The sequence below is a fragment of the Methylobacterium sp. J-088 genome, from assembly GCF_022829295.1.
Classification (GTDB): domain Bacteria; phylum Pseudomonadota; class Alphaproteobacteria; order Rhizobiales; family Beijerinckiaceae; genus Methylobacterium.
On sequence record NZ_JAKSYH010000068.1, the window covers coordinates 1 to 25,051 of the forward strand.

Annotated in this window: 23 protein-coding genes; 13 read left to right on the forward strand and 10 right to left on the reverse strand. The window is 67.9% G+C overall.

The features are described from left to right. Nucleotides 1–452: 452 nt before the first annotated feature. From MKK63_RS08230 to MKK63_RS08245, 4 genes are all read right to left on the reverse strand, one after another. Complete coding sequence (locus tag MKK63_RS08230) at nucleotides 453–947, reverse strand: CAP domain-containing protein (protein ID WP_244000506.1); 495 nt, start codon at nucleotides 945–947, stop codon at nucleotides 453–455. Nucleotides 948–1,067: 120 nt separating this feature from the next. After that, nucleotides 1,068–2,144, reverse strand: coding sequence for an HD-GYP domain-containing protein (locus tag MKK63_RS08235; RefSeq protein ID WP_244000564.1), 1,077 nt, complete (start codon nucleotides 2,142–2,144; stop codon nucleotides 1,068–1,070). 126 nt (nucleotides 2,145–2,270) lie between these two features. Then, nucleotides 2,271–2,423 (reverse strand): hypothetical protein, encoded by a 153-nt coding sequence (locus MKK63_RS08240; RefSeq protein ID WP_244000508.1) that lies wholly within the window; start codon nucleotides 2,421–2,423, stop codon nucleotides 2,271–2,273. Between the two features lie 341 nt (nucleotides 2,424–2,764). Beyond that, on the reverse strand, nucleotides 2,765–3,457 hold the full coding sequence (locus tag MKK63_RS08245; RefSeq protein ID WP_244000510.1) for a GntR family transcriptional regulator: 693 nt from the start codon (nucleotides 3,455–3,457) through the stop codon (nucleotides 2,765–2,767). A gap of 474 nt (nucleotides 3,458–3,931) precedes the next feature. On the opposite strand from MKK63_RS08245, the gene oxlT reads away from it, so the two are divergent. Together oxlT and MKK63_RS08255 are read left to right on the forward strand one after the other, a co-directional pair. Continuing rightward, nucleotides 3,932–5,209: an oxalate/formate MFS antiporter gene (gene oxlT, locus MKK63_RS08250; protein WP_244000512.1), complete on the forward strand. Its 1,278-nt coding sequence runs from the start codon at nucleotides 3,932–3,934 to the stop codon at nucleotides 5,207–5,209. An 88-nt stretch (nucleotides 5,210–5,297) separates the two neighbouring features. After that, a complete protein-coding gene (locus MKK63_RS08255) occupies nucleotides 5,298–5,966 on the forward strand; it encodes a class II aldolase/adducin family protein (protein ID WP_244000514.1) in 669 nt (222 codons plus the stop codon). 16 nt (nucleotides 5,967–5,982) lie between these two features. On the opposite strand, the gene MKK63_RS08260 is transcribed toward MKK63_RS08255, so the two are convergent. Both MKK63_RS08260 and frc read right to left on the reverse strand, forming a co-directional pair. After that, a complete protein-coding gene (locus MKK63_RS08260; protein WP_244000516.1) occupies nucleotides 5,983–6,915 on the reverse strand; it encodes a methionyl-tRNA formyltransferase in 933 nt (310 codons plus the stop codon). 144 nt (nucleotides 6,916–7,059) lie between these two features. Beyond that, entirely contained in the window at nucleotides 7,060–8,337 is a 1,278-nt protein-coding gene (gene frc / locus MKK63_RS08265) for a formyl-CoA transferase (RefSeq protein ID WP_244000518.1), read from the reverse strand. A 450-nt stretch (nucleotides 8,338–8,787) separates the two neighbouring features. Here frc and MKK63_RS08270 point away from each other — a divergent pair, with 450 nt between their 5' ends. Next, nucleotides 8,788–9,072 carry a hypothetical protein gene (locus MKK63_RS08270; RefSeq protein ID WP_244000520.1) on the forward strand — a complete coding sequence of 95 codons (285 nt, stop codon included), beginning with the start codon at nucleotides 8,788–8,790 and terminating at the stop codon, nucleotides 9,070–9,072. Nucleotides 9,073–9,078: 6 nt separating this feature from the next. Here the strand turns inward: MKK63_RS08270 and MKK63_RS08275 are convergent, their stop codons facing one another. Then, complete coding sequence (locus MKK63_RS08275; RefSeq protein WP_244000522.1) at nucleotides 9,079–9,780, reverse strand: hypothetical protein; 702 nt, start codon at nucleotides 9,778–9,780, stop codon at nucleotides 9,079–9,081. 456 nt (nucleotides 9,781–10,236) lie between these two features. Here MKK63_RS08275 and MKK63_RS08280 point away from each other — a divergent pair, with 456 nt between their 5' ends. Genes MKK63_RS08280 through MKK63_RS08290 form a run of 3 tightly spaced genes read left to right on the forward strand, consistent with a single transcriptional unit; the run spans nucleotide 10,237 to nucleotide 13,630 of the window. Then, nucleotides 10,237–12,120: an MHYT domain-containing protein gene (locus MKK63_RS08280; RefSeq protein WP_244000524.1), complete on the forward strand. Its 1,884-nt coding sequence runs from the start codon at nucleotides 10,237–10,239 to the stop codon at nucleotides 12,118–12,120. Then, a complete protein-coding gene (locus MKK63_RS08285; protein ID WP_244000526.1) occupies nucleotides 12,117–12,569 on the forward strand; it encodes a response regulator in 453 nt (150 codons plus the stop codon). The genes MKK63_RS08280 and MKK63_RS08285 overlap by 4 nt, the downstream gene beginning before the upstream one ends. Next, complete coding sequence (locus MKK63_RS08290; protein WP_244000528.1) at nucleotides 12,566–13,630, forward strand: sensor histidine kinase; 1,065 nt, start codon at nucleotides 12,566–12,568, stop codon at nucleotides 13,628–13,630. Before MKK63_RS08285 ends, MKK63_RS08290 begins: the two co-directional genes overlap by 4 nt. Nucleotides 13,631–13,639: 9 nt before the next feature. Here the strand turns inward: MKK63_RS08290 and MKK63_RS08295 are convergent, their stop codons facing one another. Further along, nucleotides 13,640–14,203, reverse strand: coding sequence for a TetR/AcrR family transcriptional regulator (locus tag MKK63_RS08295; RefSeq protein WP_244000530.1), 564 nt, complete (start codon nucleotides 14,201–14,203; stop codon nucleotides 13,640–13,642). A gap of 98 nt (nucleotides 14,204–14,301) precedes the next feature. On the opposite strand from MKK63_RS08295, the gene MKK63_RS08300 reads away from it, so the two are divergent. The 4 genes from MKK63_RS08300 to MKK63_RS08315 all read left to right on the forward strand — a co-directional run bounded on the left by MKK63_RS08300 (nucleotide 14,302) and on the right by MKK63_RS08315 (nucleotide 20,009). Continuing rightward, on the forward strand, nucleotides 14,302–15,402 hold the full coding sequence (locus MKK63_RS08300; protein WP_244000532.1) for an efflux RND transporter periplasmic adaptor subunit: 1,101 nt from the start codon (nucleotides 14,302–14,304) through the stop codon (nucleotides 15,400–15,402). After that, complete coding sequence (locus MKK63_RS08305; protein WP_244000534.1) at nucleotides 15,402–16,502, forward strand: efflux RND transporter periplasmic adaptor subunit; 1,101 nt, start codon at nucleotides 15,402–15,404, stop codon at nucleotides 16,500–16,502. Before MKK63_RS08300 ends, MKK63_RS08305 begins: the two co-directional genes overlap by 1 nt. Before the next feature lie 123 nt (nucleotides 16,503–16,625). Further along, nucleotides 16,626–19,700: an efflux RND transporter permease subunit gene (locus MKK63_RS08310; RefSeq protein WP_313901757.1), complete on the forward strand. Its 3,075-nt coding sequence runs from the start codon at nucleotides 16,626–16,628 to the stop codon at nucleotides 19,698–19,700. Between the two features lie 87 nt (nucleotides 19,701–19,787). Next, a complete protein-coding gene (locus tag MKK63_RS08315) occupies nucleotides 19,788–20,009 on the forward strand; it encodes a hypothetical protein (RefSeq protein WP_244000536.1) in 222 nt (73 codons plus the stop codon). Nucleotides 20,010–20,015: 6 nt separating this feature from the next. On the opposite strand, the gene MKK63_RS08320 is transcribed toward MKK63_RS08315, so the two are convergent. Continuing rightward, nucleotides 20,016–20,393 carry a 4a-hydroxytetrahydrobiopterin dehydratase gene (locus MKK63_RS08320; protein WP_243919550.1) on the reverse strand — a complete coding sequence of 126 codons (378 nt, stop codon included), beginning with the start codon at nucleotides 20,391–20,393 and terminating at the stop codon, nucleotides 20,016–20,018. Between the two features lie 183 nt (nucleotides 20,394–20,576). On the opposite strand from MKK63_RS08320, the gene MKK63_RS08325 reads away from it, so the two are divergent. The 3 genes from MKK63_RS08325 to MKK63_RS08335 are packed head-to-tail and all read left to right on the forward strand — an operon-like array spanning nucleotide 20,577 to nucleotide 23,064. Beyond that, complete coding sequence (locus MKK63_RS08325; RefSeq protein ID WP_244000538.1) at nucleotides 20,577–21,560, forward strand: ABC transporter substrate-binding protein; 984 nt, start codon at nucleotides 20,577–20,579, stop codon at nucleotides 21,558–21,560. Nucleotides 21,561–21,611: 51 nt separating this feature from the next. Beyond that, nucleotides 21,612–22,349 carry an ABC transporter permease gene (locus MKK63_RS08330; RefSeq protein WP_244000541.1) on the forward strand — a complete coding sequence of 246 codons (738 nt, stop codon included), beginning with the start codon at nucleotides 21,612–21,614 and terminating at the stop codon, nucleotides 22,347–22,349. Further along, nucleotides 22,330–23,064: an ABC transporter ATP-binding protein gene (locus MKK63_RS08335; protein WP_244000543.1), complete on the forward strand. Its 735-nt coding sequence runs from the start codon at nucleotides 22,330–22,332 to the stop codon at nucleotides 23,062–23,064. The genes MKK63_RS08330 and MKK63_RS08335 overlap by 20 nt, the downstream gene beginning before the upstream one ends. A gap of 11 nt (nucleotides 23,065–23,075) precedes the next feature. Here MKK63_RS08335 and MKK63_RS08340 read toward each other — a convergent pair whose 3' ends face one another. Next, on the reverse strand, nucleotides 23,076–25,007 hold the full coding sequence (locus tag MKK63_RS08340; RefSeq protein WP_244000545.1) for a hypothetical protein: 1,932 nt from the start codon (nucleotides 25,005–25,007) through the stop codon (nucleotides 23,076–23,078). Nucleotides 25,008–25,051: the final 44 nt, after the last annotated feature.

The following is a 25,051-nucleotide window of genomic DNA, read 5'->3' on the forward strand; positions in this document are numbered from 1 at the left end:
GGCCGCGAGATGCACGTGGCCGGCACGCCGACCAGCGACCGCTAGCGCTGAGCCGAGCGGGCGCAGATGCGCATCGTCGATCTCGCGTCGGGCGGTTGATCCGGCGTTAGAGCCGTGCGCGAGCGCGTTGCACACGGTACACGACAAGCGTCTGCCCACACGGGTGGCTAGTGCAACATGCCCCCTCTCCCGTGCCGGAGCGGGTTGGGGTGAGGGTCGAGAAGGTTCAGGATCGCGCGCACCTTCAAGGCGCTGACAGGGTGCGCCTCTTCCGGAAAGTTCTCATCCCTCACCCTGTCCCTCTCCCGCACGGGAGAGGGGGCCCGCGCCCTATTCGGCGACGGTGGTGTCACTGTCGTGTACCGTGCGCGTTGTAATCGCGCACGGCTTTAAGTCTTTGTGTCGACGCGCGTTGTTGCGCCGAACCGGTATCTACTTCGGCGGAGAGCGCTCTAGCCCCCGGCCATCACCAAGGCCCAGAATCGCTTATAGCGCGTGTCCGGCGCATCCACGCGGGCGATGCCGATCCGGCGAATCTGCGGGAGCAGCATGTTCTTGTTGTGCTCCGGGCTGGCCTTCCAGCGGGCGAGCACCTGCTCCAGGGTTTCGGAACCCGCACTCAGGTTCTCGGCCGCCCAGGATTTCGCGAGCCCGACCGAGGCCATGCGCGACGTGAAGCTGCCGCCGATCTCGTGGCTGAGCTGACCGTGGCGGGCATTGTTGCCGGCCTGGAACGCGGCGGCCTTCACCAGCACCGGATCGACCACGACCGGGCTCAGCCCGTTCTGGACACGGTAGGCCGAGATCGCCGCCGCGGCCGCGACCTCGTCGAGCACCGCCGTATGGGTGGTGTTCTCGACCGTTGGCTCCGGCGTGAATGAGAGGCCGCCGCATCCGGTCAGGGTGAGCAGCAGGGCGGCGGCGAGGGGGCGGGTCAGGTTCGGCACGGTCCGGTCGGCAACGCAGAGGGGGAGGGCGCCTCCCTCGGGCCGGCTTGCGGCGAAAGCACGGCGGTCGCGGATCGGCCCAGCCCGTTTGTGCGGGACGTGGCCTGGATGCCACGGCGCTCAGGCCGCCAGGGCGTCGCTTCCAAGCATGACCGGCGCGAACGCGCGGAGGAGATCCGGGTCGAGGTGACCCTGAGCCTCGACCATGATCGCCAGTGCCTCGGGCCCGCTGGCCGGCTGGCGATAGGTCCGCCGCTCGGTCAGCGCCGAGAACACGTCGCAAATGCTCACGATCCGCACGAGATCGCTGATGGCGCTGCCTGCGAGACGATCCGGATAGCCCTTTCCGTCGAGGCGCTCGTGGTGATGGCGCACGACGTCGAGGACCTCGGGCTCGAACTCGCCCTGTGTTTTCAGCAGCGTGGCACCGATATCCGGATGACGCTGCATCAACCGGTATTCCTCGGCGTTGAGGGCACCGGGCTTGTTCAGGATGTCGACGGGAATCCGTGACTTGCCGATATCGTGCAGGAGCGCTGCGCGGACCAGACGGTCGAGATCGGCGCGGCCCAGGCCGATCTGGGACCCGAACGTCGCCGCATGGCCGGCGACCCCCAGCGTGTGCTGATAGACCCCGATGTCGTGACGCCAGACCGCCTCGAGCCAAGCGCCGATCCCAACTTCCGACACCGCCGCCAGGACCAGCTCGGTCCCACGGTCGATGTCGGCACGCTGGAGCCCGGCGCCGAGCGCGGCGCTGTCGAACAGGTCCGCAACGATCGCGGTGGCGCCGGTGACGTGCTCTCCGAGCCGTCGGGCGCGCATCTTGGCCGAACGCGTCGCCTCCTCGATCAGGGCGAAGACGTTCGCCAGGACGACCTGACGCGATGTCGTGGCCGGAAGCACACGGAGGTGTGCGCCCATCGGAAACGGTCGCTCGCCGCGTGCGAGGACGAGGCGCGGCACAGGCGGCTTCGCCGTGCGATAGGCCGTTTCAAGCGCGAGGGCTCGATCCGGTGGCGCGTCCAGAATGATGAGATGCGGCCGTTCCGCCGGGAGAGCAGCGCCAGCGTCGACGGCCCGGCAGTCCATCACCAGAGCGATGGACCGTTCCAGGGCGGCTCGCTCCGAAGGCCGATCGGAGATCAGCAGGACGAAGGGCTGTTCCGCGTATCGCGATGCAGAGCCGAGGGCCACCACGGTTGCTCCCTCGCCCATTGGGTCAACTGTGCGTTGACCCTAACGGGAAGTTGCGAGGAAAGCGTTAACTCTACGCAGTCAGCGCGCTGTCCGCACACAACGGTCCAGCAGGCTCGGTCGAGATTAGGCGAGCTTGGCGGATCCGACAGCGCCGCGCGGCCCGGCGGCGACGGTCTCAGACCCGTTCTCGGGATTCAGGAAATCGGCGAACTTCACCGTCAGGACGGCCTGGCAGATCGCGAACGCTACGAAAATGATGAGGAAGCTGGCGATCATCGTGAAACTCCCGGTCGGCCGTGCGGCTCATGGTGCGACGCAGTAAATGCCATACCGCTCTGCAATGTGGTATGCCAGATACGGAATGCCGAGCATGCGGCGCATGCATATCGGGTCGCTCGATCGCAAATTTTCTGCGTCCGCGCCTTGCATCATGCGCGCGACGCCGGGCCACCGCGCGACTGCGCGAAACAGCATGCTGCGCTGCGACAATCCTCGCCAGATGTGTTCAGGGGGGCCCGCATCGGTGGTAAGCGCGATGTCCGACCTCCGTGTCGGCCATCGCGAAGGGTGGCGCGACCACGCGGTGTTTCGGTATCCCGACGCGGGGGGCGATCGCCTCAGTCGAGGTAATCGCCGTAGGTGTCGACGTGCTGGGCGAGGCCGAGACCGTGCTCGCGCACGAGGCGCTCGGCCAGATCGGCATCCCGGGCCTCGAGCGCAGCAATGATGGCGACGTGCTCGCGGATCGAGCGCTCAGCCCGGTCGCCCTGGCGCAGGGCCGTGCTGCGGATCCCGCGGACGTGCATCAGCAGGTTGCTGGTGAGATCCGCGATGGCTTCGCAATGGCCCAGCGCGATGATCCGCTGGTGGAAACGGATGTTGGCGTCCGAATACTCGTCGATATGCTCGGACGGCTGGCCTTCGAAGAATTCGGGGAACGCGTCTCGCAGGCTCCGCAGTTGCGTGTCCGTCGCCCGCGTACAGGCAAGCCGCGCCGCCATGCTCTCCAGCGCCGTCCAGGCGTGGATCATGCTGACGATCTCGTGCTTGTTCTTCTTGATGACGAAGACGCCGCGCCGCGCTTCCGAGCGGACGAAACCTTCCTGCTCAAGCACCGTCAACGCCTCGCGCACGGGCGTGCGACTGACGCCGAGATCTTGCGAGAGCTTGCGCTCGTCGAGCCTCACCTCGTCCGGACGCCCGTAAATATCCATGTTGGTGATGGCCGTCTTTAGCGCCTCGTACGCCAAAGTCCGGAGACTTGAACTGGCAACGATCGGCTTGACGCTCAGCGGTTCGGAGTTCGACATCCCTGGTCCAGCGTCTCACTTGTATCATGGACCGCACGCATTCTCAGTCGTGCGCTTACAAGCGCACTACCCCAAACCTTTTCGAGATCATAGTCGACAGCGGTCGGACCCCACAGACCTGTGACAAGAACAAGCGGCCAGCGCAGCGACGACGCGAAACGTGGCGCAGCGACCGGGATGATCGGCCCACGTCCGTCGCGACACGGTTAATCCCTCGGCGGTGACCTGTATTTTTATGCAGGTTCGATTGACACATGACCGCAAGATAAGCACGATCCTGCTGGCATACCGTCGACCAAAGCAGTCGAAGCGCGGTGACAGCGAGTGTCTTCGTCGCGGAAGACCTCGTTTGATCAACCGTCAAGAATTTTTTGAAGTACGACGGTCGCTTTGTTCTGCCACATCATGATCGGGCAGGGCATACAGACAGCTCAAATCAACCACCAAAAATATAATTAGCGAGGAGGGAAGCGAATGTCCGAGATCCGCACACCTGTGGGGGGCGGCCGATGGCTGCAACTCGCCTTCGGTGTCGTCTGCATGTGCATGATTGCGAACATGCAGTACGGCTGGACTTTCTTCGTGAACCCAATGCAGGAGCGTCACGGCTGGGATCGGGCCGCGATCCAGGTGGCGTTCACGCTGTTCGTCGTGACCGAGACGTGGCTGGTGCCGATCGAGGGCTGGTTCGTCGACAAGTACGGCCCTCGGATCGTCACCCTGTTCGGCGGCCTGCTGTGCGGCATCGCCTGGGTGATGAACTCCTACGCGGAGTCGCTGACCATGCTCTACGTCGCCGCCGCGATCGGCGGGACCGGCGCCGGTGCGGTCTACGGCACGTGCGTGGGCAATTCCCTCAAGTGGTTCCCGGACCGCCGCGGCCTCGCGGCTGGCATCACCGCCATGGGCTTCGGCGCGGGCTCGGCTCTGACCGTCGTGCCGATCCAGGCGATGATCAAATCGCAGGGCTACGAGGCGGCGTTCTTCTACTTCGGCATCGGCCAAGGCGTGATCGTCATGCTGATTGCCCTCTTCCTGCGCTCCCCGATCAAGGGTCAGGTGCCCGACGTCGCCCGGGTCAGCCAATCGAAGCGCGACTTCAAGCCCGGCGAGATGGTCCGCACCCCGATCTTCTGGGTGATGTACGCGATGTTCGTGATGATGGCGGCCGGCGGCCTGATGGCCACTGCGCAGCTCGGTCCGATCGCCAAGGACTTCAAGATCGCCGACGTGCCGGTCTCGCTGCTGGGTATCACCCTGCCGGCCTTGACCTTCGCGGCCACTCTCGACCGGGTGCTGAACGGCGTCACCCGCCCGTTCTTCGGTTGGGTCTCCGACCATATCGGCCGCGAGAACACGATGTTCATCTCCTTCGCGATCGAGGGGCTGGGCATCTACGCGCTGAGCCAGTTCGGCGAGAACCCGATCGCCTTCGTGCTGCTGACCGGCCTCGTGTTCTTCGCCTGGGGTGAGATCTACTCGCTGTTCCCGGCAACCTGCGGTGACACGTTCGGCTCGAAATACGCGGCCACCAATGCCGGCCTGCTCTACACGGCCAAGGGCACCGCGGCGCTGATCGTGCCCTATACCAGCGTGCTCACCACGATGACCGGGAGCTGGCACACGGTGTTCCTGGTTGCGGCCGGGCTCAACATCCTCGCGGCGTTCCTGGCCCTGTTCGTGCTCAAGCCGATGCGCGCGGCCTACACCAAGAAGCCCGAGACGACCCTGGCGCCGGCCCTCGCGCGCTAGCCGACAACGCCCGCACACGACCGAGCCCGGCGCCTTTACGGCGCCGGGCTTTCTGTTACCCGGGACCGAGATGTGCGGGGACCGGGCCATGGACAACGACGAGCGCAGCGCACGGGAGAGCGTCGTGGCCGCGGCGCGCGAACTCGATGCCCAGGGTCTCAACCGCGGCACCTCGGGCAACGTCTCGGTGCGGTTTCGCGATGGGCTGCTGATCACCCCTTCGGGGGTGCCCACGGCACGGATGCAGCCCGAGGATGTCGTATCCCTCGCGCTCGACGGCACGCATCCGGCAGACCAGAAGCCCTCGTCGGAGTGGCGCTTCCACCGGGACATCCTCGCGTCCCGCCGGGATTGCGGCGCCGTCGTCCACGCGCACCCGGTCTACTGCACCGCTTTCGCGCTGTGCCGGCGGGATATCCCGGCGGTCCACTACATGATCGCGGCCTTCGGCGGGCCCAGCGTCCGGTGCGCGCCGTATGCGCCTTATGGCACCGCCGAGCTGTCGGAGCTCGCGCTCGCGGCACTGATCGACCGCAACGCCTGTCTGCTGGCCAATCACGGCATGATCGCCGCCGGGGCGAGCGTGGACAAGGCCCTCTGGCTCGCGGTCGAACTCGAGACGCTGTGCCACCAATATGCGGTCGCGCTCCAGATCGGCACGCCCGCAATCCTGTCCGACCACGAGATCGGCACGACGGTGGACCGCTTCCGCGGTTACGGGCTGAACGCGGCCGGCGGGGCTTCGGAGCCCCGCTAGTACTGCGGTGCAGTCGTCAGCGACCGAGCACCTGCCCTACGGCGAGCCCGGTTTCCCGGGCGTAATCGGCGGCCGAGACCTTCTTGCCGCCCTCCGGCTTGACCTTGCGGATCTCGATCCGGCCGCCCTGCGCGCAGACGCTGAAGCCGTCCTCATCCACGGCGATCACCTCGCCGGGCTTGCCCTTGACGTCGCCCAGGCGGCGAACCGGCCGCAGGCTGGAATCGAAGATCTGAAGCTTCTGGCCGTCCCGGGTGGTCCAGGCGCCAGGCGCAGGGTTGGCCGCACGGATCAGGTTGTAGATCTGCTCGGCATGGGCCGACCAGCGGATCTCGGCCTCCGCGGCGCGGAACCAGCCCTCGTAGGTCGCCGCATCCTCGTCCTGATCGATCTCGACGTGGTGGCCGGCCACCACGAGGTCGGCAGCCTCGAGCATCGCGTCGACACCCATCGGGAAGAGGGCTTCGAAATACACGTCGCCCAGCGTCGCGTCCGCGCCGATCGGGCAGGTCTTCTGGAGGATCACCGGGCCCTCATCGAGGCCGTCGGTGGGCCGGAAGATGGTCAGGCCGGTCTGGAGCTCGCCCCGGGCGATCGGCCAGTTGATCGAGGACGGGCCACGATACCGGGGCAGCAGGCTCGGATGGTACTGGATGGTCCCGTGCTTCGGAATCGTGACGAAGCTCTGCGGCGCGAACTGCAGGACGTAAGCCATGATGCCGATATCGGCGTCGAGGCTGCGCATCGCCGCCTCGGCCTCCGGGCTCTTGAGGCTTGGAAACTGGAAGACCGGAAGCCCCTTCTCCTCGGCCGCGGTCTTCAGCACATCCGGCTTGGCGCCGGGCTTCTCCGGCGCGCAGAACACGCCCGCCACCGTGTCGCCCCGCTTGAGGAACGCCTCGAGAACGGCCTTGCCGAAATCCTGCTGACCGATGAAGGCGATGCGCATGCAATCTCCGGAACGTCGTTGAACCCGCGTCGCGGGATAGGGGAGGGGATCGGCCTCAGCGGCGAGCCGGCGGCCACACCGTTTCGATCCCCTCCATTGCGCTGTCGTGCTCGAACGCCCGCGAGGAGCGGCGCGTCCGTCAGCTTACTCGGCCGCGATCTTCGGAATCACCCCGATCGCCCCCGAATTGGCGATCTCGCCGACCTCCGCATCGGTGTAGCCGAGCACGCTGCGGAGGATCTCCGCCGTGTGCTCGCCAAGCAGCGGCGACCGCGCGACCTCGCTCGGGCTTGCCGAGAGCTTGATCGGGTTTCCGACCGTCAGGTACTTGCCCCGCGTCGGATGATCGACCTCCACGATGGTGCCGGTCTTCCGCAGGGCCTCGTCCTCGGCGATCTCCTTCATCGACAGGATCGGGCCGCAGGGGATGTCGTATTCGTTGAGGGTGTCCATCGCCTCGAACTTCGACACCTTCATCGTCCACGCCTCGATGCGCGTGAAGATCTCGTTGAGATGCGGCAGGCGCGCCTTCGGGGTGGCGTAGTTCGGATCGGTCTTCCAGCCGGGTTCGCCGATGATGTCGCAGATCGGCTCCCACACCGCGGCCTGAGTGATGACGTAGATGTAGGCGTTGGGATCCTGCTCCCAGCCCTTGCAGCGCAGGATACGCCCCGGTTGGCCACCGCCGGAATCGTTGCCGGCGCGCGGGGTCGCCTCGCCGAAGGGGATGCCCTCGCCGAACTGGCTGTACTCCCGGAGCGGCCCATGTTCGAGGCGCTGCTGGTCGCGCAGCTTCACCCGGCAGAGGTTCAGCACGCCGTCCTGCATGGCGCAGTCGACCTTCTGGCCGAGGCCGCTGTAGGTGCGATGGAACAAGGCGGTGACGATGCCGAGCGCGAGGTGCAGGCCGGTGCCGGAATCGCCGATCTGGGCGCCGGTGACCATCGGGATGCCGTCGCGAAAACCGGTGGTGGAGGCGGAGCCGCCCGCACACTGCGCGACGTTCTCGTAAACCTTGCAATCCTCGTAGCGGCCGGGCCCGAAGCCCTTGACCGAGGCCAGGATCATCCGCGGATTGGCCTCGTGGATCTTCTCCCAGGTCAGGCCCATCCGGGCGAGCGCACCGGGCGCGAAGTTCTCGACGAGGACGTCGCATTCCTTGATGAGGCGCCAGAGCACTTCCTTGCCCTTGGCATTCTTCGAATCGAGCGTGATCGAGCGCTTGTTGTGGTTCAGCATCGTGAAATAGAGGCTGTCCACGTCCGGGATGTCCTGGAGCTGCTGACGCGTGGCATCGCCAACCCCTGGCCGCTCGACCTTGATCACGTCGGCGCCGAACCACGCGAGGAGCTGCGTGCAGGTCGGGCCGGATTGAACGTGGGTGAAGTCCAGGATGCGAACGCCTTCGAGGGCCTTTGTCATGATCGGTCTCGGAGTTGAGGACAGTCGTCGGGAATGCGGAGGTCGGCTTTCAGGCCGACCGGGCAGACGGAAGGCGGCAAGCGACCGGCTGTGACACGCGGGACGAGCCATCGGGGCAGTCCGGACCCATCCTCGAACGAATCATGTCTGCACTCCCTCCCATAGCGCGGTGTCGTCGTCTTGCGACACCGTCATGTGGATCCCGGTCAGGTTCCGGTTGTCTGTATACCACATGCCATCGGCGCGATGCGAGGCCTGTTATGACCGATGGCACAGTGGCGGGTTACGCATCCTAAGCTGTCCTGGCGCACGGCTCAACGCGCTGTCGTTGATGAAATCGCAGACCGCATCCGACGCCCCTTGGCATCCTTCCGAATGCGGTTCATGATTTCGCCAAAATCGGAGGCTGGCCGGCCAGCCGAGAGTCACGATGCGGTAGGAGGGACGCCCATGCTCGCCAGTACAAGCCTGATCAAATCCTCCTGGATTGCGGTCGACGTCGGCCGCGACCGCGCCGAGCGCGTGCTCGTCGTCGAAACCTACATCGCTGTGAGCCCGCTGGAGCCCAATTTCGACGCCGCCCAGTACGAGCGCGTCCTGTGCTGCGTGCAGAAGGTGCTCAAGACCCATCCGGAGATCGATCGGGCTTCGATCTTGAGCATGCATCGCGGCTCCGGCTGCACCGCCCTGTTCCGCGAGCCGGCGGGAACTGCGGTTCGACCGGCTGCCGCTTAAGCTGGCTCAGGACGTTCCCTCCGCCGGATCGCTCGACGAGTCCGGCGGGGTGAGGGCCACGCGGGCCGCGTGGAACCACCAGAGGGGAATGTCCCGATTGGCCTTGGTCAGCTCCGAGGCCCAACCTTCCTTCGGCATGACGTCGGCACGGTCGGCGAACAGGCGCAGCGCGCTCTCGGCCCGCTCCCGTCGGCAGCGCTCGAGGATCGCGTCCCGTTCGGCCGCGGCGCGGGCTTCCGTCTGCTCGATCAGGCGTCGGGTCGCCAGATCGTCGGCGTCGAACGCGAAGTGCTGCCAGAAACCCTCGGCCTCCCGGGCCACGTCACGCTCGCGCTGCATCTGAGCCAGCGCGGCTTCCGCGCCGTCCCGCGCGGCCTCGGCCGCCTCGGCGCGGGTGAGCAACCGGTTGTTGGCCGCCAGCAATTCCCGCTCCCGCTCGGGCGCCATGCGCTGCCGCCGAAGCACGCGCAGCTCCTCCCCGGCGGCCGCATGCTCCGCCGCGTCCGCGAGCACCCGGGCGAGGGGACCCGCCGCCAGCGCATCAATGCGCCCGAGATAACGCTGCCGCAGCCCCGGATGATCGACGTCGAGGACCGCGTCGTCCCACGCGGGGAGGTCGGGCTGATCGCCACGGTCCCAGGCGTAAAGGGCGCGCGCCAAGGCCCTGCGCAGATCGTCCGGAAACGGCGCCGTGGCGTGTTCGTTCATGGACCTGCATTCGCGACGGGCGATCGGCCCAACCTACAACGCGGTTGAGCGTGGGAAGAGACCATCAGGGGCTTGGCCGCATGAATTTTTCTTGGCCGCGTCATTATTGCGATTGAACACCTGCTCCGCGAGGCGTCCTTCGGTGATCGCCACTGGAACTGTATGAAAGGTGGCAGTTCGGCTCGACCGTGCGCTGCATCATCGATACCTGTGCAGATCTTGACGGTCATGGATCGGCTGATCGGACAACGACGGTCGTGCTTTCGGCCGATGCATCATCTCATGGCGCGACATCTCTTGGCGCGACGCTGGATTCGGCGGACGACCCCAGCAGCTCGAGAAGCAGAAGCCGTTACACGCGGCCGTCCGCGGAGCCCGCCGCGTTTCTGAGCGTGTGGCGCGCCTTGCAACCGCGGGTTAAATCTGACCCCGCTCCCGACGCGCATCACCGCATCCATGATTCATACGGGCTACAACCCCGCGCTCGTCGCCCTGTCGATCGGCCTCGCGATCTTCGCGTCCTACTCGGCCCTCGATCTCGGCGCGCGTATCCGCGGACCCTCCACCGGACCCCGCTGGGCCTGGGTGGCAAGCTCGGCCCTCGCGATGGGCGGCGGGATCTGGTCGATGCACTTCGTCGGCATGCTGGCCTTCGACATGGGCATGGCCGCCGCCTACGACCTCGGCCTGACCGTTCTTTCGCTCATCATCGCCGTGGTGGTGACCGGTCTGGCCTTCACATGGGTCGCCTACCGGGGCGAGGGCATGGCATCGATCCTCGTCGCCGGGCCGCTGATGGGGCTCGGCGTGGCCGCGATGCACTATACCGGCATGGCTGCGCTGCGGATCCCCGGTGATCTCGCCTACGACCCTGCCATCGTCGCGGTCTCGGTCGCGATCGCGGCGAGCGCCGCCACCATCGCCCTGTGGCTCGCTTTTCGGAACCACGGCGTCGGGCAGAAGCTGCTGGCCGCCGTCATCATGGGGCTCGCCGTTGCCGGGATGCACTACACCGGCATGGCGGCGGCGACCTTCACGGCGGAAGCGCAGGGCGCGCCGCACGCCCATATCGTCATGCTGGCGCCGGGGCAGCAGAACCTGGCGCTCTACGTGGCCGGGGCGACCTTCTTCATCCTGTTCCTGGCGATGCTGGGGGCGTCCCTCGATCAGCAGCGGATCCAGCGGGATCTCCAAGCCAGCGAGGCGCGGTTCCGGGCCGCCGTCCAGGCCGTCCGCGGCGTGCTGTGGACCAACGATGCGGCCGGCCGGATGATCGGCGAGCAGCCGGGCTGGAGCGCAATGACCGGCCAGACCCGTGACGAGTATCAGGGTTACGGCTGGGCCAAGGTGGTCCATCCGGAGGATGCCCAGGCGACCGTGGATGCCTGGAACGAGACCGTGAAAGCCCGGCGCACCTTCATTCACGAGCACCGTGTCCGTACGGTGGACGGGCTCTGGCGCCACTTCGCGATCAGGGCCATTCCCGTTCTCGAAGCAAGCGGCGAGCTCCGTGAATGGGTCGGCGTCCACACCGACATCACCGAGCAGCGGGAGGCCGAGGCCGAGCTCCGGGAATCGAACGAGGAAATCCAGCGCTACGCCTACATCGTCAGCCACGATCTGCGGGCGCCACTCGTCAACGTCATGGGCTTCACGAGCGAACTGGAAGCGACGCGGCACGAGGTACAAGCCGCCCTTGCCGGACAGCCGCAGGCGGAGCGGATCGACACGGATTTCGGTGAGGCGCTCAGCTTCATCAAGGCCGCGGTGAACCGGATGGAGGGCCTGATTGCCGCGATCCTGAAGCTGTCCCGCGAGGGCCGGCGTCAGTTCCGACCGGAACGGCTCGACATGACGACCCTGCTACACGATCTGTCGGATGCGCACAGACATCAGGCCGAGGCGGCCCGCGCTGTCGTGACGATCGCGCCCGATTTGCCGTCGATCGTCGCCGACCGGCTCGCGATCGAGCAGATTTTCAGCAACCTGCTCGACAACGCCATCAAGTATCTGGATCCGTCCCGGCCCGGGCAGATCGCAGTTACGGCGCAGTCGGCCGGCCCGCGGGGCATCTGCTTCTCGGTCACCGACAACGGGCGCGGCATCGCGGAGCGGGATCACGCCCGCGTCTTCGAACTGTTCCGGCGCTCCGGCACGCAGGATCGGCCCGGCGAGGGCATCGGCCTCGCCCACGTGAAGGCGCTCGTCCGGAGCTTCGGTGGTCGGATCGAGATCCGTTCGCAACTCGGCGTGGGCACGACGTTCAGCGTGACCTTGCCGCGCGGCGCGTCTACAGCTGTCGATCAGGTATCCGAACCGGCGCCGCTTGCCGCCGCATGAGCGTGGAGCGACCCGTGCATCCCGTCAGCATCGTGATGATCGAGGATGACGAGGGGCACGCGCGGCTGATCGAGCGCAACATCCGTCGTGCCGGCGTCAACAACGAGATCGTGCCGTTCCAGGACGGGACCTCGGCCCTGTCCTACCTGCTCGGACCGGACGGATCCGGCGAGGCCAGCGCCCGGCGCCATCTGCTGATCCTGCTCGACCTCAACCTGCCGGACATGACCGGGCTCGACATCCTCGAGAAGGTGAAGGCGAACTCGCACACGCGACGCTCCCCGGTGGTGGTGCTCACCACCACCGACGACAGCCGTGAGATCCAGCGCTGCTACGATCTCGGCGCCAACGTCTACATCACGAAGCCGGTGAACTACGAGGGCTTCGCCAACGCGATCCGCCAGCTCGGGTTGTTCCTGTCGGTGATGGAGGTTCCCCAGAACCCATGACCGCGGACCAAGCCGGCGCGGACGGTGCCGCTCCGGTGGCGCGGATCCTCTACATCGACGACGATCCGGGCCTCGGCCGTCTGGTCCGACGCGCGCTGGAGGCACGCGGCTACGCCGTGGAACTCTGCGCCAACGGCGCCGACGGGCTGGCCCGGCTGGCGCAGGGCGCGATCGACGCGGTGGCGCTCGACCATCACATGCCCGATCAGACAGGGCTCGACCTGTTGCCAGAGATTCGCGCGCTGCCGCACGCGCCGCCGGTCATCTACGTGACCGGATCGGAGGATTCGCGCGTCGCCGTGGCCGCCCTCAAGGCCGGTGCGGTCGATTATGTGTGGAAGGACGTGCAGGGCCAGTTCCGCGAACTCCTCGGCGAAGCGGTCGACACGGCGCTTCGTCAGGAGGCGCTGCGCCGGGACAAGGAGCGGGCCGAGGCCGAGATGCGCGAGGCCCGCGACCGGGCCGAGCTGATGCTGCGGGAGGTCAACCACCGCGTCGCCAACTCCCTCGCCTTGGTCGCCGCCCTGGCGCATATGCAGCGCAACGCGGTAGCCGATCCGGCCGCCAAGGCCGCGCTCGACGAGATGCAGGCGCGGATTTCGGCCATCGCCGGCATCCACCGCCGGCTCTACACGTCGGAGGATGTCGAATCCGTCGCGCTGGATGCCTATCTCGGCAGCCTGATCGAGGAGTTGCAGGCCGCCATGCGGGCGAGCGGGCGGGATCATGCGATCCGGCTGCGCGCCGAGCCGGTGCATCTCACACCCGACAAGGCCGTCTCGGTCGGCGTCGTGGTCACCGAACTCGTCACCAACGCCTACAAGTACGCCTATCCTCCGGGCACGTCCGGCGAGATCCGGGTCGCGGTGGAGCGGGACGGTGCCGGTACGGTTCGCCTCGCGGTCGAGGATGACGGGGTCGGCTGGACCGGCGAGGGCGAGATCCGTGGCACGGGGCTCGGCTCGCGCATCGTGCGCGCCATGGCGACGAACCTGCGCTCGGCGCTGTCCTATGTCCCGGGCGGGACTGGCACCCGCGCCGTGCTGGCGTTCCGGGCGTAAGGCCTGGGATCAGGCCTCCGAGCGGTCGGCGATGCGCTCCAGGGCGGCGACCATCGGCTGAAGCTCCGTTTCGCCAAGCTGATGGAACCCCAGCGCGCGCCCGATGAACAGCCCGAGGATCGCGAAGAACAGCACGGAGCCCTCGCCGGGGCAGGCGCCCTCGATCCGGCTGAGGCGGCCGAGCTGATCTGCCACGAAGGCCCGGTAATCGTTCAGTGCCTCCGGGGAGTCGAGGGAGGCCAGCAGCAGCGCCCGTGAGGACTCGTCGTCCGCGCAATAATGCCCCCGCACATGCGCCACCATCGCCTTCGGGAGTTGCGACGGGCCGGGCGGGATCGCGGCCTCGCAGGCGGCGATCTCCTCGCGCAGCCGGGCAAGCTCCCGGGCAACCAGCGCGGCGATCAGGGCATCCTTCGAAGCGTAGTGGTGCAGCACGCCGCCCTTGCTTAGCCCCGCCTCGGCCGCGACGGCGTCGATCGTCAGCGCCCGGGCGCTGCCCTTCAGAAGAACGGCAGCGGCCGCTTCGAGGATGATCTCGGGCCGGTCCGCCAACCGCTTGCGCTTGCCCTTCATCGAACACCTGCCTTAAAAACCGACTGGACGGTATGTAACGAGTCGGCTAGAGACGCGCCACGGCATTTTCACGAGTCCGGCCCGGGGTGGTCGACCGCATGACTTCATTGACCGATCGGGTCGTTATCCGACTTCTCTTCGCAATAACCGCGCTCGGCGCCGTCGGGTGCGCCCGTGCGGAGTCTGGTCCCGCCGATGAGCCTGCGCCAGCGCGCGTCCGGATCGTCGAAGCGCGCCGGACGCCGATCGCCTCGGAGGCGGTCCTGACCGGCGACATCCAGCCCCAGGCGCAGGTCAACGTGGCGTTCCGCACGAACGGCAAGGTCGCCGAGCGGCAGGTCGATGTCGGCGATCATATCGAGGCCGATCAGGTTCTGGCCGTGCTGGAGCCGCTCACCCAGAAAGCGAATCTCGACAACGCCAAGGCCGCGCTCGCTTCGGCGGAGGCGCTGCAGACGCAGGCGAAGATGTCCTTCGAGCGCCAGAAGCAGCTCCTCGCGGGCGGCTTCACCACACGCTCGACCTACGACAATGCCGAGCAGGAATTGCGGACGACCCAGGCCGCCGTCGATTCGGCGCGGGCCGCCCTCGGCACCGCGCAGGAGCAATTCTCGTACACGGAGCTGCGCGCCGGGGTCGCCGGGATCGTGACCAGCCGGAGTTTCGAGGTCGGTCAGGTGGTCCAGTCGGGCCAGACCGTTCTGGTGCTCGCGCAGGACGGCCCGCGGGACGCGGTGTTCAACGTCTACGAGTCGCTGCTGGCCCATCCGCCCGCCGACGGCACGATCGCGGTGGCGCTGCAATCCGACCCGGCCGTTACGGCGATCGGGACGGTCCGCGAGGTCTCCCCGACCGTCGACGCCAAGAGCGGCACCGTCCGGGTCAAGATCGGGCTGCGGACGACGCCGCCCGCCATGGGGCTCGGCGCCGTCGTGGTCGGGCGCGGCCGGTTCGCCCCGCGCGAGTCTGTGGTGCTGCCCTGGTCGGCGCTCTACCGCTACGACGGCCGTCCATCCGTGTGGATCTTCGACCCGGCCAAGGGGACCGTGTCGATCCGTCCGGTCGAGATCGACCATTTCGGGCCCGACATCATCGCGCTGAAGCAGGGCGTCGAGCCGGGCGAGCGTGTGGTCGTGGCCGGCATCCAGTTCCTGCGGCCCGGCCAACACGTGGCCGCCGCCGAGATTGCGGGCCCGTGATGCGCGCTTACACCGTTCTCATGACGGCTGCCCTCGCCGTGCTGGGCGGCTGCACCGATCACGGCGACACGGCCGGATCCGCAGAGGCTGCAGCCTCCGTCCGGCCCGTGCTCACCCAGGTCGTCCGTCCAAGCGACACGGTCACCCTCGGACCGTTCGCCGGGACCATCGAGCCGCGTTATCAGGCGCAGCTCGGCTTCCAGATCCCCGGCCGGATGGTCGGGCGGGACGTCACGGTCGGCGACATCGTCAAGAAGGGTCAGCGCCTCGCAGCGCTTGACACCATCGTGTCGCGGTTCGACCTGACCCGCGCCGAGGCCGACCTTGCCGACGCCCGCGCCCAGGCCGAGAACGCGGATTCCGCCGAGGGCCGGACGCGCCTCCTCATGACCGGCAACAGCGTCTCGCAGGCCACCCTCGATCAGGCGGTCGCCCGGCGGGACACCGCGCGGGCGCGGGTCGATCAGGCGCTGGCGAGCCTCCAGAAGGCCCGGGACCAGATGGGCTACACGGAACTCAAGGCCGAGTTCGACGGCGTCGTCACGCAGCGCCTCGCCGAGATCGGGCAGGTGCTGAGCGCGGGCCAGGGCGTGGTCACCGTAGCCCGGCCGGATGTGCGCGAGGCCGTGGTCGACATTCCGGAAGCCTATGTCGGCGCGCTGCCGCCGGATTGCCGCTTCACCGTCGCGCTTCAGAGCGCTCCGGACCTGACCACGACCGGCCGGGTGCGCGAGATCGCACCCCTCGCCGAGGCGGGGACGCGCTCCAAACGCATCCGCATCGCGTTGGACAATCCCGGACCCGCCTTCCGCCTCGGCGCGACCATCGACGTCGCGCTCTCCAGCAAGGTCCGCCCGCGCTTCCTGCTGCCGCCCTCGGCGCTGCTGGAGGAGGGCGACCGCCGCTCGGTCTGGATCGTCTTGCCGGACGGCAAGTCGGTGAAGCGGCGCGACGTGACGGTGGCGGCGGAGCGCGACCGGGCGGAGCCGGGCCTGATCGCGATCATCGATGGTCTGAAGGCAGGCGATCGGGTCGTGGTCGCCGGCGTCCACTCGCTCACGGATGGCCAGCCGGTGCGGCTGACGGATGACGCGGCCTAAAGCGCCCTCCGTCGCAGTCGACACCGGTTCGGCGCAAAAGAGCGCGCAAATACAGAGGCTTAGATCCGGGCTCGCTTGCAACGCGATCGGGCACCGTTCTCAGCCGGCGGCACGGGGTTTCGCGTGAAAAGCTTCAATCTGTCCGATTGGGCGCTCGGGCACCGCTCGTTCGTCTGGTTCCTGATGTTCGTCGCGCTGATCGCGGGCGTGATGGCCTATACCCGCCTTGGCCGGGAGGAAGATCCGCCCTTCACGATCAAGACCATGGTGGTGCAGACCACATGGCCGGGCGCGACCATCAAGGAGACCCTCGATCAGGTCACCGACCGGGTCGAGAAGGAGCTGCAGCAGCTCAACGGGCTGGACTATGTCCGCAGCTACACGACGCCGGGTTTCTCCACGGTGTTCGTGCAGTTCCGCGACACGCTGAAGAAGAACGAGATCCAGCCGGCCTTTTATCAGGTGCGCAAGCGCCTCGGCGACATCAAGGGTCAATTCCCCGAGGGCGTGCAGGGTCCATTCTTCAACGACGAGTTCGGCGACGTCTACGGCAACATCTATGCCTTCACGGCCGACGGCCTGACCTACCGGCAGCTGCGCGACTACGTCGAGGGCGTGCGCACCGAAGTGCTGCGCGTGCCCGATATCGGCAAGACCCAGCTGATCGGCACCCAGGCCGAGACGATCTTCCTCGACTTCTCGACCCGCAAGCTCGCCGGCTACGGCATCGACTTCTCGGCCTTGATCAAGGCCCTCCAGGCGCAGAACGCCGTCTCGGCCTCGGGCGTGGTCCAGGCCGGACCGGAGCGCGTCTCGCTGCGGGTCAGCGGCTCCTTCGCGTCGGAGGCCGCCCTTCAGGATTTCAATCTGCGGGTGAACGACCGCTTCTTCCGCCTCGCCGACATCGCTGAGATCACCCGCGGCTACGAGGATCCGCCCACCGCCCTGTTCCGGGTGGACGGCAAGCCGGCGATCGGGCTGGCCATCGCGATGCGGCCCGGCGCCAACCTGCTCCATTTCGGTGAGGCGCTGAAGGAGCGGATGCGCCTGATCGAGGCGAAGCTACCGGTCGGCGTCGGCGTCCATCTCGTCTCGGACCAGCCCAAGCAGGTTGAGCACGCGGTCGGCGGCTTCACCGAGGCCCTGGTCGAAGCCATCGTCATCGTGCTTGCTGTAAGCTTCGTCAGTCTCGGCGTGCGGGCCGGGCTGGTGGTCTCGGTGTCGATCCCCCTCGTCCTGGCGATCGTGTTCGTGGTCATGCAGATCATGGACGTCACGCTGCAGCGGATCTCGCTCGGCGCGCTGATCATCGCGCTGGGTCTCCTGGTCGACGACGCCATGATCACCGTGGAGATGATGGTGGCGCGTCTGGAACGCGGCGACACGCTCCTGAAGGCCGCGACCTTCGCCTACACGTCGACGGCCTTCCCGATGTTGACCGGTACCCTGGTCACGGTGGCGGGCTTCCTGCCGATCGGCTTCAACGGCTCGGGCGCGGGCGAGTACACCTACTCGCTGTTCGTGGTCCTCGCCGCTTCGCTGCTGGTCTCATGGGTGGTCGCGGTGCTGTTCGCGCCGCTCATCGGGGTGACGCTCCTTCCCAAGACCATGAAACACCACAGCGAGAAGGACGGCCTGTTTACGCGGCTGTTCACGGCGGCGCTCCGGGTCGCGATGCGCTGGCACTGGACCACGGTCGTGCTCTGCCTCGCCGTCATGGGGTTGGCGATTGTCGGGATGGGGCATGTGCAGCAGCAGTTCTTCCCGTCCTCTGACAGGTCGGAGGTGCTGGTCGATCTGACCCTGCCGCAGAACGCGACGATCGCCAAGACGCGGGCGCAGATGGACCGCTTCGAGGCCAAGCTGAAAGACGATTCCGATGTGACGAGCTGGTCGTCCTATGTCGGGCAGGGCGCGGTGCGCTTCTACCTGCCGCTCGATCAGCAATTGTCGAACGCGTTCTTCGGGCAGATCGTCATCGTCACGAAGTCCCTGGAGGTGCGCGACCGCGTGATGGGCCGCCTTCAGGCCATCGCCCTGCGCGACTTCGTCGGGACCGACGTGCTGGTGCAGCCGCTCAGCCTCGGGCCGCCCGTCGGCCGACCGGTCCAGTACCGGCTCAGCGGTCCGAATATGGAGACCGTGCGCCACCTCGCCCTCGACCTCGCCAACGTGGTCGGGAGCGATCAGCGCCTCGACGTGCCGACCTTCGATTGGAACGAGCCGGGCAAAGTCCTGCGGATCGAGATCCTGCAGGACAAGGCGCGCCAGCTCGGCGTGTCGAGCCAGGACGTGGCCGGCATCCTGAACGGCATCGAGGGCGGGCAGACGATCACGCAGGTGCGCGATTCGATCTATCTCGTGAATGTGGTCGGCCGCGCCGGGGCCGCCGAGCGTTCCTCGCTCGATACGTTGCAATCGCTGCAGGTCGGGCTCTCGAACGGCACCGTGGTACCGCTCCTCGCCTTTGCGCGGATCGGCTACGACCTGGAACAGCCGATCGTCTGGCGCCGCGACCGGCTGCCCACCGTGACGGTGCGCGCCACGATCCGCGGCGCGACCCAGCCCGCCACCATCGTGGCCGGCCTTCAGCCGGGTATCGACGCCTTCGCGAAGGCGCTGCCCGAGGGCTACGTCCTTCAGACCGGCGGCGCCGTCGAGGAATCGGCCAAGGGGCAGGGCCCGATCGCGGCGGTGGTGCCGGTGATGCTGCTCGCCATGGCGCTGTTGCTGATGATCCAGCTCCAGAGCGTCGGCCGGATGCTGCTCGTCTTCACGGTGGCGCCGCTGGGACTGATCGGCGTGGTGCCGGCGCTGCTGCTGTTCGACAAGCCGATGGGCTTCGTCGCCATCCTGGGGATCCTGGCGCTGATCGGCATCATCATCCGCAACGCCGTCATCCTGGTGAGCCAGATCGAGGAATTCCGGGACGAGGGCATGGAACCGTGGGAGGCCGTCTTCGAAGCGACCCACCACCGGATGCGTCCGATCCTGCTCACGGCCGCAGCGGCGAGCCTGGGCCTGATCCCGATCGCCCGCGAGGTGTTCTGGGGACCCATGGCCTATGCGATGATCGGCGGCATCCTAGCGGCCACCGTCCTGACGCTTCTGTTCCTGCCGGCCCTGTACGTCAGCTGCTACCGGCTCCGGCCGATAGCCGGGAAGCCCGCCCCCGCGTCCATTGCCCTGAAAACGTGATCGGGTTTTCACAGGCTCGGACGCGCGGACCGGCAACCAATCGGCGCGCTGCGCATAGGGTCGGATCGAACGAGGAGTCCGATCCGCATGAACGCGTTCATCGCCGTGGTTCTGGTCTGCGCCAACGGCGTGGCCCAGGAAGCCTGCTCGGACGACCAGGCCCTTGAGGTCCGCAAGATCCGGGTCGCCAACGAACTCGGCTGCGCAACCGGCTGGCAGGAGATCATCGCCCGCACCGAGCGGCGCGACGAGATCGGCAAGAGCGCCTACCTCAAGACCGAGTGCCGCCGGGTGAAGGAGCCGCAGTGACGCCCGCTACTTCTCGTACTTGATGTAGGCGAAGCGCGGATCGGTCGGCGTGCCGTCGAGCCCCTGGCCCTCCAGGCCAGGCTGCCAGGACACGACCTCTTCGATCTTCCTGGCCAGGGCGAAATCCTTGTCGGTGATGCCCTTGGCGGCGTGATTCATCAGGCGCACCTCGACCCAGGCGTAGGACGCCGTGAGGTCGGGATGGTGCCATGCGGCCTCAGCCAGATGGCCGACCGTGTTGATCACCATGAGCGTGCTCTTCCACCCGGAGGTCTTGTAGGTGCGGCGAATCCACCCGTCCTCAAGTCGCCACGCGGGCAGCTCGGCCTTGAGCCGCGCCTCCACGGTCGCCTCGTCCAATACGCCCTCTCGCTGCTCGCTCATGTGCCGCCCCTCCCGCATTCGATCACCGCAAGGTGCCGCCGCATCGGGCCGGGCGCAAGCGTATCGCGCGCGGTGGACGCGGCGGCGTGCGGGCCCTATGACCATTTTCCAATGGCGCCGGGACAAGTCCGCACCCCAGTCTGCCTCGCCTGAAAACTGCAGAAGACCAAGGGAGAAGGCGTGATGCTGTCACGGCGCGCGATGCTCGCCGGGGGCCTGCTGGGCGGCCTCGGCCTTCGGGCGGCGCGGGCCGACACGCCGGTGGTCCGCCTCGGAAGCCTGCCCTTCGGCACCTCGACCTGGGAGGCGGCGGTGATCAAGGCCCGCGGCCTCGACGCAGCCAACGGTTTTCAGCTGGACGCCGTCAAGCTCGCCGGGAACGACGCCGCGCGGATCAGCTTCATCGGCGGGCAGGTCGACACGATCGTGGGCGACCTGCTCTGGGCGGCGCGCCTCGGCAACGATGGGCAGGCGGTGCGCTTCATCCCTTATTCGACGTCGGAAGGCGCCGTGATGGTGCCGGCCGACAGCCCGATCAAGAGCCTGAAGGATCTCGACGGCAAGCGCCTCGGCGTGGCGGGCGGCCCCCTGGACAAGAACTGGCTGCTCCTGAGAGCCCAGGCCAAGGATGTCGCCGGTATCGATCTGGAGCGCGCGGCCGAGATCGCCTACGGCGCGCCGCCGCTGATTACGCTGAAACTCGAGCAGGGCGCGCTCGACGCGGCCCTGACCTACTGGACCTACTGCGCGCGCCTCGAAGCCAGGGCGTTCCGCCGCCTGATCGGCGCCGAGGATATCCTGCACGCGCTCGGTGTCCCGGGGGACGTGGCGCTGATCGGCTATCTCTTCCCGGACGCGACCGTGAAGGAGAAGCCGGACGCGGTCGCGGGCTTCTACCGCGCGTCCCGCGCTGCCAAGGACATGCTGGCTCAGGATCCCTCGGCGTGGGAGATCGTGCGGCCACTGATGGCCGCGGAGAACGACGCGACGTTCGAGGCGTTGAAGCGCGATTTTCTGGCCGGGATCCCGCGCCGCCCCGTGGCGGAGGAGCGTGCCGACGCCGAGAAGCTCTACGCCGTGATGGCGCGGCTCGGCGGGGAACGCCTCGTCGGCAAGGGCAACGGCCTGCCGCCGGACCTCTACTACGACAACGGCCGCAATGGCTGAGGCGTCCGCCCCCCGGGGAGAAGCGAAGCACCGCCGGATCGCCGGATTCGCATGGGCGCGCTGACACGGATCGCGTCCCTGGTGGTCCTCATCGGTGCGTGGCAGGCGGTTGCGCTGGAAGCGCATTCGCGCCTGCTGCCGGCACCGATGGCGGTTCTGAGCTTCATCGCACAGGAAGCCGCGCGGGGTGATCTGGCCCATAACGTCGGCATCACGCTGCTGCGCGTGGCGATCTCCTTCGCCATCGCGATGGTGCTCGGCGTCGCGTTGGGCGTCGCCCTCGGCCGCTCGAAGGCCGCAGACCTGACCCTCGACACGCCGCTCCTCGTGCTCCTCAACACGCCGGCCCTCGTCATCACGGTGCTGGCCTATGTCTGGGTCGGCCTCACCGAGACGGCCGCCATCCTGGCGGTGGTGCTCAACAAGCTGCCGAACGTCGCGGTGATCGTGCGTGAGGGCGCCCGCAACCTCGATCCCGGGCTCGACGAGATGGCGCGGGCCTACCGGCTCGACCGCCGGACTTGGGCCCGCGACGTCCTGATCCCGCAGCTCCAACCCTACATGGTCACCGCGGCGCGGTCGGGCCTGTCGCTCGCCTGGAAGATCGTGCTCGTGGTCGAATTGCTCGGCCGGCCGGACGGTGTCGGCTTCGCGATCAACTACTACTTCGTCCAGAGCACCGACGTGGCCGCGATCATCGGCTACAGCCTCGTCTTCATGGCGGTGATGATCGGCATCGATGTCCTCCTCCTCCAGCGGCTCGAAGCCTATGTCCGTCGCTGGCGCTGAGCCTGTCCTGCAGGTCGCGATCGACTCGAAATGGTATCGGTCGCGCGGCGCCGAACCGGTCGAGGCGGTGCGCAACCTCGCCTTCGGCATCGCGGCGGGCGAGATCGTCTGCCTGATCGGCCCGTCCGGCGCCGGCAAGACCACGACGCTGCGCATCCTCCTCGGCCTCGATACGGCCTTCGAGGGCCGCGTCTCAGGGGCCGAGCAAGCCGGCATCGTGTTCCAGGAGCCGCGATTGCTGCCCTGGCGCAGCGTCGAGCACAACGTCCGTCTGGGCCTTCCCCGGGCACGGCGGGGCCGCGACCTCGACGATCTGTTCGCGCGGCTCGGGCTCACGCCTTGGCGAAGCAGCTACCCGAAGGCGCTCTCGCTCGGGATGCAGCGGCGCGTGGCGCTCGCCCGGGCGCTCGCCGCCGGGCCGCTTGTGCTGGTGCTGGACGAGCCGTTCGTTTCGCTCGACGACGCCGCTGCCGCCGAGCTGCGCGGGCTGGTGGTCGACACGGTCGACGAGACGGGCATGAGCGTCCTGATGGTGACCCACAACGTCGCCGAGGCGATCGGGATCGCCGACCGTCTGCTCCTGGTCTCGCGCCGCCCTGCGAGTCTGGTCGCGGATGTGCCGCTCGACCGGCCGCGCCACGCGCGGGATCGGGCCTGGGCGGAGACAACCCGGGCGACGCTTGCGGCGCGGCACCCGGGAATCATCGCACTGTGAGAGCCTGACCCTCAATTCGCCCTGGCGTCGACGTCCAGGCGATCAAGCACGAGGGCGGGCGAGCGCGCCGCGCCGAGGTCGATGAAGCCGATGCCCGCGGGCTCCTTGGCCTGGGCGTGCAGCACCAGCTTGCCGGGCTTCATCACGAACTGACCCATCGCGGCCCCGATCGCCTTGGCGGCCGGGCCGTTGCCGAGGATGATCGGAACCCCGAGCAGGCTGGCCGTGACGTATTCCTTGCGCAACTCATCCGGCTTGAGACTAAGGTCCTTCGCCTGCGCGGCGAGGAAGCGCTCGAACAGGCCGGCATTCTCGACCGTGAGATCGAGGTTCTTGGCGCTGCCCGAGAACATCAGCAGTGTCGCCGCCGGGAGCGTCCCCGAGAGGAGCTCCGGCCCGATGCCACCCAGCGTTCCCGACAGGCGGATGGTGCCGATCTCGCGCCCCGAAACCGTGATGTCGCGCACCAACAGATCACGCGCCTTCGCGTCGACCGACGCGTCGGCGACGACGTCGAGGTCGACGTCCCGGTAGCCATAGGCCGGAAGCATTCCGACGATCGGCTGACCGGCCAGCAGATCCGCGGGCAGGCTCAGGCCGGACAGTGTCAGACGGCTGCTGCTCGGTACGCCATCGCTGGGCGGACCGACGGCGAGGGTCGCCTCCCGCAGAGCGACCCGGCGACCCGTCTGCGGTACGACCGTGACCGCCAGGGGATCACCGGCCCGCGGCTCCGACGCCTTCGGATCCGAAGGCTTGCCGGCATTGAGCCGGGCCGCCTCGGGGCCGGACCCACGAACCGGGACCCGTCCGTCCCGCTGGGGCGCATGGTCGGGTGTCGCCTCCGGCGGGAGTTCGATCATCAGGTCGTTCAGCGTCAGGTTGCCGATCTGTGGGGTCAGGCGGCGCATCTCGGTGTCGGAGAAGCCGGCCCTGGCTGCCGGCTCCCCGGCGATGCCCTGCAGCGCCGCCACCGTGGGAGCCAGCGAGGCACCGGTCAGCGTCAGGCGGGCCAGCTGCGTACGCAGGCTGCCCCGCGACAGGGACAGATCCTCCAGCCGCGTGCCGGCCTCCGGCCCCTCGGACGCGTAGGCGACCCGGCGGATCTCGAACAGCAACGGCCCCTTCGGGTCGGCATCGCTGACGCTGAGGCCCCGCATCTCCAGGCTCCCCACCGTGGTCGCCTCGATCAAGTCGGCCGATGCGGCCGCGACGGCGCGGCGATCGGTGCCATCCTGGAACCCCCCAGCCACAATGGCGAAGGCGCCGTTCCAGCCATCGGGGATCTGTCGGCCGCCCAGATCGCGCCCGTTCAGGCTCGCGATCTTCACGGTGGTCCCACGGGCATCCGCGTAGGTCACATCGGCGACCTGGATGGTTCCGTAGACCCGCTGGATCGGGCCCTTGCCATCCCCGGCGACGGTGTAGAGACGGCTGAGCGCCGCGAGGTCGAGATCCGTGGCGCGCAATTGTCCGTAGGTCCCGGAACCGCGGTTCGGCCCGGAGACCACGCTGACGGTCGCACCCGCGGCCGTGAGCTCACCGACGCGCCCGGCCCGGACATCCCGGGCGACGACGTCGCGGTAGGTCACGGTCTGGCGGTTGTCCCCCGGCCCGGCATTCTCGGAGGTGAGCACCGGAACCGTCAGGCTGCCGGCATCGAGCCGCGCCAGGCGCTCACTCCAGGGGACCGCCGAGTCCGGGCGCAGGATCGCGGCTAGCTCATCCTTCGAAAGGCGCGTTCCGCTCGCCGTCAGCTTTGGCGCCTTGAGGAGCGTGCCGCCAAGGGGCAGGACGACGTCGGTCACCGTCACGTCCTGAACCGCGGCGGCGCCCTCCTGCGCGGCGAGCGGCGCCGGAAGGACGACAAGGCCGAGCAGCGCCGTGGCACCGGCCGCCACCAAGGCCGACCAGACGGAGGATCGGGCCTTCGGATGGATCATGACAGGGTCCGGACCAGAGCGTTCACGCGAATCCGACAGGCGTG

Coding starts and splice junctions, on each gene's coding strand:
- MKK63_RS08290 (WP_244000528.1), top strand. CDS start 12,566: ATGACCGCGGACCAAGCCGGCGCGGACGGTGCCGCTCCGGTGGCGCGG.
- MKK63_RS08315 (WP_244000536.1), top strand. CDS start 19,788: ATGAACGCGTTCATCGCCGTGGTTCTGGTCTGCGCCAACGGCGTGGCC.
- MKK63_RS08325 (WP_244000538.1), top strand. CDS start 20,577: ATGCTGTCACGGCGCGCGATGCTCGCCGGGGGCCTGCTGGGCGGCCTC.
- MKK63_RS08285 (WP_244000526.1), top strand. CDS start 12,117: ATGAGCGTGGAGCGACCCGTGCATCCCGTCAGCATCGTGATGATCGAG.
- MKK63_RS08330 (WP_244000541.1), top strand. CDS start 21,612: ATGGGCGCGCTGACACGGATCGCGTCCCTGGTGGTCCTCATCGGTGCG.
- frc (WP_244000518.1), bottom strand. CDS start 8,337: ATGACAAAGGCCCTCGAAGGCGTTCGCATCCTGGACTTCACCCACGTT.
- MKK63_RS08255 (WP_244000514.1), top strand. CDS start 5,298: ATGGACAACGACGAGCGCAGCGCACGGGAGAGCGTCGTGGCCGCGGCG.
- oxlT (WP_244000512.1), top strand. CDS start 3,932: ATGTCCGAGATCCGCACACCTGTGGGGGGCGGCCGATGGCTGCAACTC.
- MKK63_RS08280 (WP_244000524.1), top strand. CDS start 10,237: ATGATTCATACGGGCTACAACCCCGCGCTCGTCGCCCTGTCGATCGGC.
- MKK63_RS08270 (WP_244000520.1), top strand. CDS start 8,788: ATGCTCGCCAGTACAAGCCTGATCAAATCCTCCTGGATTGCGGTCGAC.
- MKK63_RS08260 (WP_244000516.1), bottom strand. CDS start 6,915: ATGCGCATCGCCTTCATCGGTCAGCAGGATTTCGGCAAGGCCGTTCTC.
- MKK63_RS08245 (WP_244000510.1), bottom strand. CDS start 3,457: ATGTCGAACTCCGAACCGCTGAGCGTCAAGCCGATCGTTGCCAGTTCA.
- MKK63_RS08275 (WP_244000522.1), bottom strand. CDS start 9,780: ATGAACGAACACGCCACGGCGCCGTTTCCGGACGATCTGCGCAGGGCC.
- MKK63_RS08295 (WP_244000530.1), bottom strand. CDS start 14,203: ATGAAGGGCAAGCGCAAGCGGTTGGCGGACCGGCCCGAGATCATCCTC.
- MKK63_RS08335 (WP_244000543.1), top strand. CDS start 22,330: ATGTCCGTCGCTGGCGCTGAGCCTGTCCTGCAGGTCGCGATCGACTCG.
- MKK63_RS08320 (WP_243919550.1), bottom strand. CDS start 20,393: ATGAGCGAGCAGCGAGAGGGCGTATTGGACGAGGCGACCGTGGAGGCG.
- MKK63_RS08240 (WP_244000508.1), bottom strand. CDS start 2,423: ATGATCGCCAGCTTCCTCATCATTTTCGTAGCGTTCGCGATCTGCCAG.
- MKK63_RS08340 (WP_244000545.1), bottom strand. CDS start 25,007: ATGATCCATCCGAAGGCCCGATCCTCCGTCTGGTCGGCCTTGGTGGCG.
- MKK63_RS08300 (WP_244000532.1), top strand. CDS start 14,302: ATGACTTCATTGACCGATCGGGTCGTTATCCGACTTCTCTTCGCAATA.
- MKK63_RS08305 (WP_244000534.1), top strand. CDS start 15,402: ATGCGCGCTTACACCGTTCTCATGACGGCTGCCCTCGCCGTGCTGGGC.